Source organism: Pseudomonas lactucae, assembly GCF_036688725.1.
Classification (GTDB): Bacteria; Pseudomonadota; Gammaproteobacteria; order Pseudomonadales; family Pseudomonadaceae; genus Aquipseudomonas; species Aquipseudomonas lactucae.
The window spans coordinates 203031-215846 of record NZ_JAQQPT010000013.1 but is presented as its reverse complement, the minus strand read 5'-3'; the positions used below and the strand labels follow the sequence as shown (position 1 = coordinate 215846).

Annotated in this window: 12 protein-coding genes; 5 read left to right on the top strand and 7 right to left on the bottom strand. The window is 59.3% G+C overall.

Annotated elements, in window-relative coordinates; translation table 11 throughout:
• The 3 genes from V6M90_RS17000 to V6M90_RS16990 all read left to right on the top strand — a co-directional run.
• The coding region (locus V6M90_RS17000) for an RHS repeat domain-containing protein (protein ID WP_332846813.1) at positions 1–2009 on the top strand (2009 nt) is incomplete at its 5' end.
• Position 2010: 1 nt separating this feature from the next.
• Positions 2011–2361: a hypothetical protein gene (locus V6M90_RS16995; RefSeq protein ID WP_332846812.1), complete on the top strand. Its 351-nt coding sequence runs from the start codon at positions 2011–2013 to the stop codon at positions 2359–2361.
• Positions 2362–2696: 335 nt separating this feature from the next.
• Positions 2697–3113 carry a hypothetical protein gene (locus V6M90_RS16990; RefSeq protein ID WP_078824488.1) on the top strand — a complete coding sequence of 139 codons (417 nt, stop codon included), beginning with the start codon at positions 2697–2699 and terminating at the stop codon, positions 3111–3113.
• Between the two features lie 214 nt (positions 3114–3327).
• On the opposite strand, the gene V6M90_RS16985 is transcribed toward V6M90_RS16990, so the two are convergent.
• The 3 genes from V6M90_RS16985 to V6M90_RS16975 all read right to left on the bottom strand — a co-directional run bounded on the left by V6M90_RS16985 (position 3328) and on the right by V6M90_RS16975 (position 6383).
• Entirely contained in the window at positions 3328–4557 is a 1230-nt protein-coding gene (locus tag V6M90_RS16985; RefSeq protein ID WP_332846811.1) for a M20/M25/M40 family metallo-hydrolase, read from the bottom strand.
• Between the two features lie 44 nt (positions 4558–4601).
• Positions 4602–5660 carry a diguanylate cyclase gene (locus V6M90_RS16980; protein WP_003173718.1) on the bottom strand — a complete coding sequence of 353 codons (1059 nt, stop codon included), beginning with the start codon at positions 5658–5660 and terminating at the stop codon, positions 4602–4604.
• 90 nt (positions 5661–5750) lie between these two features.
• Positions 5751–6383 (bottom strand): LysE family translocator, encoded by a 633-nt coding sequence (locus V6M90_RS16975; RefSeq protein ID WP_003173717.1) that lies wholly within the window; start codon positions 6381–6383, stop codon positions 5751–5753.
• Positions 6384–6506: 123 nt separating this feature from the next.
• Here V6M90_RS16975 and V6M90_RS16970 point away from each other — a divergent pair, with 123 nt between their 5' ends.
• On the top strand, positions 6507–7946 hold the full coding sequence (locus V6M90_RS16970) for an aminotransferase-like domain-containing protein (protein WP_332846810.1): 1440 nt from the start codon (positions 6507–6509) through the stop codon (positions 7944–7946).
• Here the strand turns inward: V6M90_RS16970 and V6M90_RS16965 are convergent.
• From V6M90_RS16965 to V6M90_RS16950, 4 genes are read right to left on the bottom strand one after another with little or no spacing between them, the layout of a single operon-like run.
• Positions 7926–8591 carry a methionine ABC transporter permease gene (locus tag V6M90_RS16965; RefSeq protein ID WP_141063850.1) on the bottom strand — a complete coding sequence of 222 codons (666 nt, stop codon included), beginning with the start codon at positions 8589–8591 and terminating at the stop codon, positions 7926–7928. The genes V6M90_RS16970 and V6M90_RS16965 overlap by 21 nt on opposite strands.
• Complete coding sequence (locus V6M90_RS16960; RefSeq protein WP_141063851.1) at positions 8588–9334, bottom strand: methionine ABC transporter ATP-binding protein; 747 nt, start codon at positions 9332–9334, stop codon at positions 8588–8590. Before V6M90_RS16960 ends, V6M90_RS16965 begins: the two co-directional genes overlap by 4 nt.
• Positions 9331–10125: a MetQ/NlpA family ABC transporter substrate-binding protein gene (locus V6M90_RS16955; RefSeq protein WP_003173713.1), complete on the bottom strand. Its 795-nt coding sequence runs from the start codon at positions 10123–10125 to the stop codon at positions 9331–9333. The genes V6M90_RS16960 and V6M90_RS16955 overlap by 4 nt, the downstream gene beginning before the upstream one ends.
• A gap of 14 nt (positions 10126–10139) precedes the next feature.
• The gene (locus V6M90_RS16950; protein WP_305429477.1) at positions 10140–11177 is read right to left on the bottom strand and encodes an isopenicillin N synthase family dioxygenase; all 1038 of its coding nucleotides are present in this window, start codon (positions 11175–11177) and stop codon (positions 10140–10142) included.
• Between the two features lie 334 nt (positions 11178–11511).
• Here V6M90_RS16950 and V6M90_RS16945 point away from each other — a divergent pair, with 334 nt between their 5' ends.
• Entirely contained in the window at positions 11512–12762 is a 1251-nt protein-coding gene (locus tag V6M90_RS16945; protein WP_003173711.1) for a ribonucleotide-diphosphate reductase subunit beta, read from the top strand.
• The last annotated feature ends 54 nt before the right edge of the window (positions 12763–12816 follow it).

Genomic DNA, 12816 nt, shown 5'->3' with positions numbered 1-12816 from the left:
AAAACGAAATCGGCGAAACCTACCGACTGGACTACCACCCCAACGGCCTGATCCAGCAGGAAATCGGCTTCGACGGCCAACGCACCGCCTACGTTTACGACCTCAACGGCAACCTGCAGGAAAAAACCGAACACGGCGACGACGGCCGTCAGCTAATCACCCGTTACGAACGCGACCACGCCGGCCGCCTCGTACGAAAAAACCTGCCCGACGGCAACAAGGTCGATTACACCTACGACTGCCAAGGCAACCTCCTCAGCGTCGACGATGGCCACTGGGCGCTGGCCTACGAGTATGACGCTCAAAATCGTCTCATCGCCGAGCATCAAGGCTGGGGCACCTTGCGCTACGGCTATGACGCCTGCGGCCAGCTGAAAAATCTGCGCCTTCCGGACAACAACCGCCTCACCTTCAACCATGCCAAAGGCGGCCACCTCGCCACCGTCGAGTTAAACGGCACACTGCTCACCTCGCACCTCTTCAAAGCCGGCCAGGAACACCAACGCCAACAAGGCCAACTGCTCAGCCACTACCACTACGACGACCAGCACCGCCTGCACGCTCACACCATCACCCAGCAGGAAAACTACTTCTACCAACGCCACTACGACTACGACCCATCCGGCAACCTCACCCGCCTCAACGACACCCGCAAAGGCGAACACCACTACCGCTACGACCCACTCAACCGCCTGACCCACGCCAACCACTCGCAAGACCAGCAAGAACACTTCGCCCACACCCCGGCCGGCAACCTGCTCATGCAAGACCGCCCCGGCCCCGACATCGTCGCCGGCAACCGCCTTATGATCCAGGGCGACCGGCATTACGATTACGACGCCTTCGGTAACCTGATCCGCGAACGGCGTGGCAAGGGCCACGCCTTAGTGACCGAATACCGATACGACTGTCAGCATCGGTTGATCGGTATTACGCAGCCCAACGGCCAAACGGCGAGTTACCGTTATGACCCGTTCGGGCGGCGTATCAGCAAAACCGTGGACGGCATCACCACCGAGTTCTTTTGGCAGGGCGACAAACTCATCGCCGAACACCATGCGGACCGCCATCGCAGCTATCTCTATAAACCGGACAGTTTCCGGCCCTTGGCCCTGTTGGAAGGATTTGATCCACAGGAAACAAAACCCTACCACTACCAACTCGACCACCTCGGCACACCCCAGGAGCTGACCGCCCCAGACGGAGAAATGGTCTGGTCCGCCCACTACCGCGCCTACGGTCAAATCAGCCGCCTCGATATCGGAAAAGTCGACAACCCGCTGCGCTTCCAAGGCCAATACTTCGACCCGGAAAGCGGACTGCACTACAACCGCCATCGCTACTACAATCCAGACATTGGTCGTTACCTGACCCCGGACCCGGTGAAGCTGGCGGGTGGGATCAACACGTATCAATACGTGCCCAATCCTACTGGATGGGTAGATCCGCTAGGGTTAAATTCCTGTCCAGGTGGGGATGGGTGCAAACCTGGAAAAACCGCTCCCCCCACAACGCCAAGCGTTGATCATGGAGAACCCGCTTTACCGCAACTGACACGTGCGGAGCGACAGACAAGGATTGATGAGCTTGCAGAGGCAAACGCTTACAGACGCTTGGAAGAGATTGAACAGGTAATCCCAAGAGCACACTTTTTGGAAAAACACGGGGCACAGACAACTCGTCAATCCCAACTTGAGAGGGTGCAGACAGCCAAGAATCCAACCACTGGAGAAATTGAAAGATACGTTGGAGGGCGTAGAGCTGGACAGCTAAAGATACCTAGTGCGGCCACTCGATATCTAAGCCACAGGGACCAGCTAAACGCCATCTATCGTGCCAAGCTTATATTTCGACGCACCAACCTTGAAACATCTCGCGAACCGATGGATATGGGAAAAATAATCGGAGAAGGCTATAAAAAAGACACGCTGGTATATGGAAAACAAAGAAAAGCCATAGTAATACTAGATACAGACGGAAACCCGATTACCGCCTATACGGAATTTTGACATGAAATACCAACCTAAACTTTCAATCCTCCGCAGCCTATTATTCACCTATAGCATTGAAAATCTTGACGACCCCGAAAGAGAGATTTTCATCGCATCCAAAAATGTAAACAACGACAAAGAACTCGTCGAGTTATTTAACAAACTTACTAAGCCAGAATTTATCTCATACGGGCACGATGAGCGCCAGTGGCATATCGACACCATCCGTCATTTTCTAGAAACCGATGAAGATTTTGAATCTGTCTTCTATCTTTTCGACACTTACTTTGACGACGAAATCATTGACAAAAGACGCTTCATGAAAGTGCTTTTAGATTGTCTTAAGCTTTACGAAATTGAGGCGAATTAAGCCCAAAAATAAAACACCACAGCATTCAGAATCTCTATAAATAACATAGGAAAACCTATGCAGCTCAGCACAAAATTCAAATCCCATAGAGCGCAACTCGCCGTATTGAACGAGGTCACAACTAGAACCTCCCGCAACCTGCCCCCTTTCACCGGAGAGGATTACTATGGCAACCCCATAGTCAGAGTAGTAAAGCAAGGCTGTGGAGTAGGCTATATACCCAACCCGAAGGACCTGAACAATCCCATACTCGATGAGAACATGGACGCCGCAATCGCGAAATTTGATCGCGAAACTAAAAAACTCTATACCGTATTTCCAGTGAGCAACGACCAATGCTAAAGCACCCATTCCTAGACGTACCCTACGAACCCAAGCTTCGGTATTTTCTCGGCCCGTTCGACATCTATGACCGTGAAGAAACTTTGGGCGAAGAGTTTGCAGGCTACGACATCAACAATGATGCCGACAGAGAGCAGTTAATCAAGAAATATATAATTGATAAAAGCGCAGACTTAAATTATCGGCATCGAAAATCTCTATTCGATATTCTGGACGCCGCGCTTAATGACGAGAATTATGACTTCTCCCAAGTACTAGTCCAAGCTCCCGGCTATTACTGCACTCTGCCTTGGGGATGGGGTGATATGGATAATCCAAGAGGCTTTTTCGAAGAAATTTACAGACTGACACAGGCGGGCTGGAAAGAAGATTTCCAAAAAGCCAGCCTCGAAGATCCAGCAACGTGGTAGCAACACACCCACACCCACAACCCCCTGTAGTGAGCGAGCTTGCTCGCGCTGGGCCGAGAAGCGGCCCCCCGTCAGGGCGATACGGTGTATCGGTTCAATCAGCGATGTCAGGTTTGGGGCTGCTTCGCAGCCCAGCGCAGGGCAAGCCTGCTCACCACAGGGCCTGCTCACCACAAAGGCTCACCCATCAGCGTGAGCCCGGCGCAACTTCAAATCACCGCGTCGAAAGCTCCATGATCATCCGACTAAGCAGGTAAACCCGCGGCACCACGCTCTCCACCTCCGCATACTCTTCGGACGTGTGAATATTCCCGCCAACAATCCCAAATCCATCCAACGTCGGCGTTCCCACCCCGGCCGACAAGCTCGCGTCCGCCGCGCCGCCGCTGCCTTCAATGGTCAACGTCTTACCCAACTCCCCATAAATCCCTTGGGCAATCGCCACCAACTTGTCCGATTCCGGCGTTTGCGGCATCGGCGGCAGGCCGCGTTTGAGGCTGGTGGTCACTTCGGTGTCCGGGATCAGCTTGTTGGCTGACACGCGCACTAGGTCCTTCTCGATGCGATCGAACTCTTCGGGCAACGCCGCGCGTACATCCGCCTTGGCGGTGGCCTGGTCGGGGATGACGTTGGTGCGGTCGCCGGCCTTGATCACGGTGAAGTTGATGGTGGTTTTCTTCTCTTCATCGCCCAGCTTGCCCAGTTGCAGGATCTGGTGCGCGGCTTCCATGGCGGCGTTGCGCCCCAGTTCCGGGGCGACGCCGGCGTGGGCGGCCTTGCCTTTGACTTCGACCACCGCGGTGGCGCTGCCTTTGCGCCACACCACCAGGCCGTCGGCGGGGCGGCCGGGTTCGAGGTTGAGGGTGACGTCGTGGGCCTTGGCGGTGTTGCGGATCAGTTCGGAGGCAATGTCGGAGCCGGTTTCTTCGCTGGCGTCGAGCAGGAAGGTGATCTGCGCATAGTCCTTGAAACCCTGGTTTTTAAGGACTCTGAGCGCGTAGATGCCGGCCACGATGCCGCCCTTGTCATCCATCACGCCTGGGCCATAGGCGCGGCCATCCTTGATGTGGAACGGGCGCTCGGCGGCCGAGCCTTCCTTGAACACGGTGTCCATATGGGCCATCAGCAAAATCTTCGCTTTGCCGCTGCCCTTGAGGGTGGCGATCACATGGCTGCTGTTGGCGGCGGCATCCGGTACCCGTTCGATATTGAAGCCCAGCTGTTTCAGTTCCTCGATGGCGATGTCGCTGACCTGAGTCAGGCCCGGTCCGTAACCGGAGCCCGAATCGATATTCACCAGGCGTTCCAGCAGTTTCAGGGCCTCGGCCTTGTACTGCTCGGCGTCCGCCTGCACCTGTTTATGGGGTTCGGCGCTGTAGGCCGGGAGGGCGCAGGACAAGGCCAGGGTGGTGGCCAGAAGGGTACGCGGGAAGATAAAGCGCATAAACCGATCCTTGTTTTGTGTAGGGACCGCCACACCCTACCCCACTAGACCGACCGCAACCAACTGCCCTGCACCGCGCTGACCCGGTTGCGCCCGCTGCTTTTGGCTTCATACAACGCCAGGTCGGCATCGTTGAGCCAACTGGTGGAATCGGCATGCCCGGGTTGATACGGCGCCAGGCCGATGCTCAAGCTGGCGCGCAGCGCCGGGTCCTGGGCGTAGGCCAACGCGTTGAAGCGATCGCGCAACGCCTCCATCACGTCGGTGGCGTGGTTGAGCGGCATTCCCGGCAGGATCACGCAGAATTCATCGCCGCCGTAGCGCCCGGCCAGGTCGGTGGCGCGCAGGTTCTGGCGCAGTACTTTACCCAGTTGACGCAGGACGATGTCACCGGTGACGTGGCCGTAGGTGTCGTTGATCAACTTGAAATGGTCAATGTCGATCAGCGCAATCACCGCGCCCTGCTGATCGCGACGGCAGCGTTGGAATTCGATTTCCAGGTGATCTTTCCACGCGCCATGGTTGAGCAGGCCGGACAAACTGTCGGTGCGACTCAGGGTCATCAATTCGCGTTTGTGCCGGGCCAGGTTTACAGCCTGGCGATAGCAGATCCAACCGAGCGCCAACGGGTACAGCAGCAGAATCGGCAGGCAGGCATACAGCTGGGCCTGGGTGGTCACGGCCATGAACGCCGGGGCGAAGATCAGCAGCGCCGTGCCGATGCCCAGCGTCTGCGCCATTAAGCCGGCAAACATGAAGCGCGGTCCGCCGATGGCGACGTTGTTCATGGTCATCATCGACAAGGTGGTGACGCTCGGCAGCGGGTTGAAATGCATGGCGCCCACCCAGAACCCGCCGCAAAACGAATCGAACAACAGGTTGCGACGCTCACTGCGCAGTGCCTGGGTTGTGCGCAAAGACAGTTGGAAGGCCAGGTGAGGCCAGACAAAGGCGTTGATCAGCATCCAGCCCCATACCCACACGGGAGGGTCCAGCGGGTACATGCCGAACACCACGCACACAAAACCGAGCGTCAGCCCCAGGGTGCGGGATTTGTAGAGGCGCAAAGCGAGCGGAAGTCCTTTTCCTCCGGCGGCTGGCATGGTGGGGTGTCATCCAGGGAGAATGCCTGGAGTCTATCAGGGCACCGGCAAATAGCCACTATTCCTCATCCGGCCACCCGTCCAAAGCGCTTAGTGGGAAAACCCGCGCGCGAGCATCAATGCCACCCCCAACAGCAGCACCGCCGTGATCCGCTGCAACAGTACCCGGTGCCCGGGGTTTTCCAGCACATGCTTGATACGCTGGCCAAAGTAGCCATACAGGCAGCCGCTGGCAAACTGCAACAACAGAAAAGTCGCCCCGAGGATGGCGATATCCGCCGCCGAACTGTGCTCCCCTGCCCCGGCGAACTGTGGGAACACAGCGCTGAACATGATGAAGGTCTTGGGGTTGGAAAACCCGGTCAGCAAACCCTTGCCGAACAGGCTGCGCGACCCTTGCGCGGCAGCGGCGTTGTCGATCGACACGCCGCTGCCGGTCCATTGCTTGTAGGCCAGGTACAGGATGTAGGCCACGCCGACAAATTGGATGCCCTGGGTAATGGCAACGTTACCTTTGATCAATTCCGAAAAGCCCAGGGCAAAGATCAGGATTGAAATCAGGTACGACACACTGGCGCCGATCTGCGCCGGGATCGAACTGCGCAAGCCGTCCTTCAAACCCAGGCTCAACAGCAGCAGGGTCATGGGGCCGGGACTGAAGGTCATGGTCGCGCAAAACAGCAGGAAATAGAGAAACGAAGACAGCGTTAACGCACTGGTCATGGCCTGGAACCTGGGGAGCGGAGTACGCAGTCTAGGCAGGCGGCGTTGCACAAGGCAGGTAAAGTAATGCCTAATTCGGCCTGACTTTACCGGTAAAAACACCGGCAAACACAAGGAAGGTTTATGTTTGTACGTGCAATTGCCTTTGTGGAAGGCACGCCGAAAGTGCAGCAGATCGTCGAAGCGTTCAGCCAGGCCATCGAGCACGGCGAATGGGCACCCGGCAGCAAGTTGCCCTCGGTGCGTGAACTGACCCAGACCCTGGGCGTCAGCAAGTTCACCCTCAACGAAGCCCTGGACCGCCTGCGTGGGCGCAACCTGCTCACCTCAAGCCAGGGCCGTGGGCACTTTGTGACGATGGACAGCCCACGCCCGGCGTCGGTGGCGTGGGTCGACCTGCTGCCCCAAGACCTGCTCAGCGTCTTGCGCCGCCCATTGGTGACCGCCGACGGCGACCTGCGCCCCGGCGGCGGCCACTTGCCAGAAGCATGGCTGGACGCCGAGCCCCTGCGCCAAGCGATGCGCAGCGTGGTACGCGCGCCGGCGCTGCGCATCGCCGGGCTGGGCACGCCGGCCGGTTTCCTGCCGCTGCGCCAGGCCCTGCAACAGAAATTGCACAGTGAAGGTTTGTCGGTGCCGGTGGAGCAGATCATCACCACCCCCAACACCGTACAGGGCCTGGACATGCTCATGCGCCTGCTGACGCGGCCCGGCGATACGGTGCTGCTGGACGCGCCGTGCTATTTCAACTTCCACGCCAACCTGGCCCTGCATAGCGTCAAGGTGGTGACAATCGCGCGCCGCCCCGACAGCTTCGATTTCACCGTCCTGGAACAACTGCTGGCCGAGCATCGCCCCAGCTTCTACCTGACCACCAGCGTGCTGCACAACCCCACGGGCCACTCCTTCAGCCCCAGCCAGGCCTTTCGCCTGTTGCAACTGACCCAGCAGTACCAGTGCCATATTGTCGAGGATGACCTCTACGGCGACCTGCACCCCAACCCACCGCCACGCCTGGCCGCCATCGCAGGGCTGGAGCAGGTCACCTACCTGTCGGGCTTCTCGAAGATGCTCAGCGCCAATACCCGCGTCAGCTACGTGGTGGCCGCGCCGCAGTTGGCGGCCAACCTCACCAACATGAAACTGATGAGCGGTGGCGTGACCTCGGAGCTGTTCGAACAGATCGTGTACCGCATGCTCAGCGAAGGCAGCTACACCAAGCACCGCAAGCGTATGGTCCGGCGTTTGATCGAGGCCGGCGGGCGTGTCGAACACTGGCTCAGGCGCTGCGGCTGCGAACTGCCGATGGCCTACGAAGGCGGGATGTTTATCTGGGCGCGCCTGCCGACGGGAGTGGACGGCGAATGGCTGGCCCAGGAGGCATTGAAACGCGGCATGGTTCTGGCGCCGGGTGCGCTCTTCGGCTACGACCCGGCCCATCACGATTCGATGCGCTTCAATGTGGCCCACAGCGATGAGCCACGGGTGCAGCAGGTGTTTGAAGCGCTGTTGCTCAAGGCCTCACGCGCGCTGGGCGGCGCCTCAGCGGCGATGGGCCAATGAGCGCACACAACGATCGCCCAGGCTTTGCACGCCCTGCACCAGCAGCACCAGCACAATCACCGTGACCACCATGATCTGGTTATTGAAGCGCTGGTAACCGTAACGAATCGCCAGGTCGCCCAACCCACCACCGCCGATCACCCCGGCCATGGATGAAAAACCGATCAGCATCACCAGGGTCAAGGTTGTCCCGGCTACCAGGGCCGGCAAGGCCTCGGGCAATAACACCTTGAGAATCACATGGCGGATATCCCCGCCCATGGCCACGATGGCTTCGATGCGGCCCTTGTCGACTTCATCCAGCGCGGTTTCGACAATCCGCGCGAAGAACGGAAAGGCACCGATGGTGATCGGCACCACAGCGGCGGTGCTGCCCAGGGTGGTGCCGACGATCAAGCGGGTCAGCGGAATCAGTGCGATCAACATCACCACAAAGGGCAATGAACGTCCCAGGTTGATCACCGCGCCCAACCCTTGGTTCAGACGTGGCAAGGGGAACAGGCCGTCGGCTCGGCTGATAAACAGCAGCACGCCCAAGGGCAGGCCGATCAACAGGGTGAAGAGTCCGGCCAGCAGCACCATGTATAAGGTTTCGCCGGTGGCGTTGAGCAGCAATTGCAGGATGTCGCTCCAATCGGTGTTCATACGGCCCTCACCACTTGCAGGCTGGGGACCAGCGAGCGCCCGAGACGCGACGACGGGTCGGCCTGCAGCTGCAGCAACGTGCCGCTCTCCACCACGCGGCCATCGGCCAGGGACACCGCGCTGTCGCAGATCGCCTTGACCACCTCCAGCTCGTGGGTGATCAACACGATGGTCACGCCCAGCTGCCGGTTGATGTCGCGCAACAGTTCAAGGATCGACGCCGTCGTCTCCGGGTCCAGCGCGCTGGTGGCTTCGTCCGACAGCAGGTACGCCGGGCGCGCGGCCAAGGCGCGCGCGATGCCTACACGCTGCTTCTGCCCGCCGGACAACTGCGAGGGAAACGCCTGGGCCTTGTCGCTGAGCCCCACCAGTGCCAACAGCTCCGTCACCCGCGCCGCGCGCTCGGCCTTGGGCACATTGGCGATCTCCAGCGGCACCGCGACGTTATCCGCGACGTTGCGCGAATGCAGCAGGTTGAAGCCCTGGAAGATCATGCCGATGCGCTGGCGTTGCTGGCGCAGCTGTTTGTCGTTCAAGCGGGTCAGGTCCTGGCCATCCAGCAGGATGCGCCCGGACGTCGGCCGCTCCAGCAGGTTCAAGCAGCGCAGCAAGGTACTTTTACCCGCGCCGCTGCGCCCGACAATGCCGAAGATCGCGCCATCGGCGATCTGCAACGACACGTTATCCAACGCCGCCGGCTGGCCGTTGGCGTAGGTTTTGCTGACGCCCTCGACAACGATCATTCGACCACCACCGGAATCACCGAGCCGGCGTATTTCTCACTGATGAACTTGGCCAGTTCCGGCGAGCGCAAGTCGTTGGCCAACTGGCGGATGCGTGGGTCATCCGCCAGCTTGGGGGTGGTGACGAGGATATTCGCATAAGGGTTGCCCTTGGCCTGCTCCAGGCCCAACGCATCCTTAGCCGGTTCGAGCCCGGCTTCCAGGGCGAAGTTGCCGTTGATCACCGCAAGGTCCACATCGTCCAATGCGCGGGGAATTTGCGGGGATTCAATCTCCAGAATCTTCAAATGCCTGGGGTTTTCGGCGATGTCCTTGGGCGTGGCCTGATCCTTGGCGGCGTCATTGAAGCCCGGTTTGAGTTTGATCAGGCCGTTGGCTTGCAACAGGTACAGCGCGCGGCTGAGGTTGGTGACGTTATTCGGTACGGCGACGGTGCCCTTGTCCGGCACTTGAGCGAGGCTGGTATGCCGGCGCGAATAGATTCCCAACGGTTCGATATGCACCGTGGCAGCCACCACGAACGTCTGGCCGAGCGCCTGTTCCTGGGAATGGAGGTACGGCAGGTGCTGGAAGTAATTGGCGTCGACATCACCATGGGCCAGCAGCTCGTTGGAATTCACGCCGTTGGGGACTTCGATGATTTTCAGCTTCAGGCCAGGGTCGAGCTTCTGTACGTACTCAAGGATCTGCGCATGGGGGATCGGGTCGGCGGCCACGCGCAATGCGTCGGCGGCAGACACACTGAATGAGGCCAGCAAGGCCGCCAGGGTAAGGGTGGTGGTTTTCAACATCGGTGATCTCCTGATCAGGCGGACAGCGCTTGGGGCAGCGTGGCGTCGGCATAGAAACGTTGAGCGACATCGGGGTGGGAGCGCAGGCGCCCCTTGAGGTAGTTCCAGCCCACATCGCGCAGCAACGGATTGCGCGGATCGCTCTCGGGGCCGTGGGCATCGCGCAGCAGCTCGGGCGCCAGTTGATACACCGGCACCACTGCGTCCAGTTGCGCCCCGAGGAAAAACGCCAGGGACAAGCGCTCGCTGCCCACCGGCGGCGACACCACGCGATGGACGGTAGCGCGCAGGTAGCCATTACTGGCCAGTTCAAGCAGTTCGCCGATATTCACCACCAGCGTGTCGGGGCGCGGCTCTGCATCGATCCAACGGCCCTCCTCCACTTCCACCTGCAAACCGGCCTGCTCGTCTTGCAGCAGGAAACTGAGGAAACCGGAATCCTTGTGCGCGCCGACGCCTTGACGACTTTGCTGGGCATGGCGACCGGGGTAGCGGATCAGTTTGATATGTTCGTTGGGCTTGTCGCCATACAGCGCATCAAAAGCGTCTTCCGGCAGGGACAGGGCCTGGGCGAACGCGCGTAACAGGCGCAGGGCCATTTGCGTCATCGCATGCTGCCAGCCGAGCACCAGGGGTTTGAGTTGAGGCAGAGCCGTCGGCCATTGATTGGGCCCCTGCAAGCGCGCCCAGGCGGCCGGGTACTGCGCCGGGGGCAAGGGCTCGCGCTCGGCACCGACATCGAATTGTTCGCGCAGGTCCGGCTGGCCCCGGGTGATCTCGGAGGCGGCGCGGTTGTAACCGCGAAAATGCGGGGAGTTGAGCATGCCCACCGCCCGTTTGTCGGCCTCGGGCAAGGCAAAAAACGCCCGCGCCTGTTGCTGCACCTGGGCCAGCAAGTCGCGGTCGATACCATGCCCGGTGAGGTAGAAAAACCCGATATGCCGCGCCGCCAGACGCAGCTCATCGAGAAACTGCTGACGCTGCCGCGGGCTGCCATCGAGCTGGGACAGGTCCAGCAGCGGCAAAGCGGTGATTGACTGTACGTGGGCCATCGGCGGCTCGCTCCTTGAACAGAATCCTTGGAAGCGTCCAAGCTAAACGATCTTAAAAACCTCTAATAAATACCTTTTTAGAATTAGCTTAGGCGCGGGCAGCCAGGCCGCACGCGCTTGGCCTCCTGCGACAGTCGATCCACTCTTGTGCGTTGACCCGCTGTGTTACACACCATATAGTGTGCCCACCAACAAGACAGACCACTACATAGTGTGCAGCATCGGTATTTTCCGACCACACTATGCGCAGTATTTCAATGCCTAACAGCCTGCAAATCATCAATTTTTAGGCGGATTCACACGCCGTCAGAACAGACCAGGAAGGAGTATTTCGATGCTGAGTTGGGACGAAGTCGACAACGAGGACACCGGTGCAGCGGTGATCAAGGGCGCCAACGCCGGCCACGCCAGCGAAGCCAACATGGACCGCCTCGACGGTGCCGGCGCTGCCGCTGCCCTGGAAGCGCGCAACGTCACTGCCAATGACTCCGCTGCGATCATCCGCGCCAAAGCCGCCCTCGACAAACTCGACGTCGCCGAAGGCCTCGCCGAACTCGAAGGCGCCTCCGCCCGCGTCGCCGTTGATGAAAAACGCATGATCAACTGCCGCGCGGACCTGAACCAACTCGTGCCCTTCAAGTACGACTGGGCCTGGCAGAAGTACCTCGACGGCTGCGCCAACCACTGGATGCCGCAAGAGGTCAACATGACCGCCGACATCGCCCTGTGGAAAAACCCCGAAGGCCTCACCGACGACGAACGCCGCATCGTCATGCGCAACCTCGGCTTCTTCTCCACCGCCGACTCCCTGGTCGCCAACAACCTGGTCCTGGCCGTGTACCGCCTGATCACCAACCCGGAGTGCCGCCAGTACATCCTGCGCCAGGCCTTCGAAGAAGCGATCCACACCCACGCCTACCAGTACTGCATCGAATCGCTGGCCATGGATGAAGGCGAGATCTTCAACATGTACCACGAGATTCCATCGGTCGCTAAAAAAGCCGCCTGGGGCCTCAAGTACACCCGCTCGATCTCCGATCCGAAGTTCGAAACCGGCACCGTCGACACCGACAAGGAACTGCTGCGCAACCTGGTCGCCTACTACTGCGTGCTGGAAGGCATCTTCTTCTACTGCGGCTTCACCCAGATCCTCTCCATGGGCCGCCGCAACAAAATGACCGGCGTGGCCGAGCAGTTCCAGTACATCCTGCGTGACGAGTCGATGCACCTGAACTTCGGTATCGATGTGATCAACCAGATCAAAATCGAAAACCCACACTTGTGGGATGCCGAGATGAAGGAAGAAGCGACCCAGATGATTCTGCAGGGGACGCAGTTGGAGATTGAATACGCGCGGGATACCATGCCGCGTGGGGTGCTGGGCATGAATGCGGCGATGATGGAGGATTACCTCAAGTTCATTGCTAACCGTCGTCTGTCGCAGATTGGTCTTAAAGAAGAATATCCAGGCACGACGAACCCGTTCCCGTGGATGAGTGAGATTATGGATTTGAAGAAAGAGAAAAACTTCTTCGAAACCCGCGTGATCGAGTACCAGACCGGCGGCGCACTGAGCTGGGACTGATCAGCAACACACATCCCAATGTGGGAATGCGGTGTTCCATAAACTTTGCAAATT

Coding starts and splice junctions, on each gene's coding strand:
- V6M90_RS16995 (WP_332846812.1), top strand. CDS start 2,011: ATGAAATACCAACCTAAACTTTCAATCCTCCGCAGCCTATTATTCACC.
- V6M90_RS16990 (WP_078824488.1), top strand. CDS start 2,697: ATGCTAAAGCACCCATTCCTAGACGTACCCTACGAACCCAAGCTTCGG.
- V6M90_RS16985 (WP_332846811.1), bottom strand. CDS start 4,557: ATGCGCTTTATCTTCCCGCGTACCCTTCTGGCCACCACCCTGGCCTTG.
- V6M90_RS16980 (WP_003173718.1), bottom strand. CDS start 5,660: ATGCCAGCCGCCGGAGGAAAAGGACTTCCGCTCGCTTTGCGCCTCTAC.
- V6M90_RS16975 (WP_003173717.1), bottom strand. CDS start 6,383: ATGACCAGTGCGTTAACGCTGTCTTCGTTTCTCTATTTCCTGCTGTTT.
- V6M90_RS16970 (WP_332846810.1), top strand. CDS start 6,507: ATGTTTGTACGTGCAATTGCCTTTGTGGAAGGCACGCCGAAAGTGCAG.
- V6M90_RS16965 (WP_141063850.1), bottom strand. CDS start 8,591: ATGAACACCGATTGGAGCGACATCCTGCAATTGCTGCTCAACGCCACC.
- V6M90_RS16960 (WP_141063851.1), bottom strand. CDS start 9,334: ATGATCGTTGTCGAGGGCGTCAGCAAAACCTACGCCAACGGCCAGCCG.
- V6M90_RS16955 (WP_003173713.1), bottom strand. CDS start 10,125: ATGTTGAAAACCACCACCCTTACCCTGGCGGCCTTGCTGGCCTCATTC.
- V6M90_RS16950 (WP_305429477.1), bottom strand. CDS start 11,177: ATGGCCCACGTACAGTCAATCACCGCTTTGCCGCTGCTGGACCTGTCC.
- V6M90_RS16945 (WP_003173711.1), top strand. CDS start 11,512: ATGCTGAGTTGGGACGAAGTCGACAACGAGGACACCGGTGCAGCGGTG.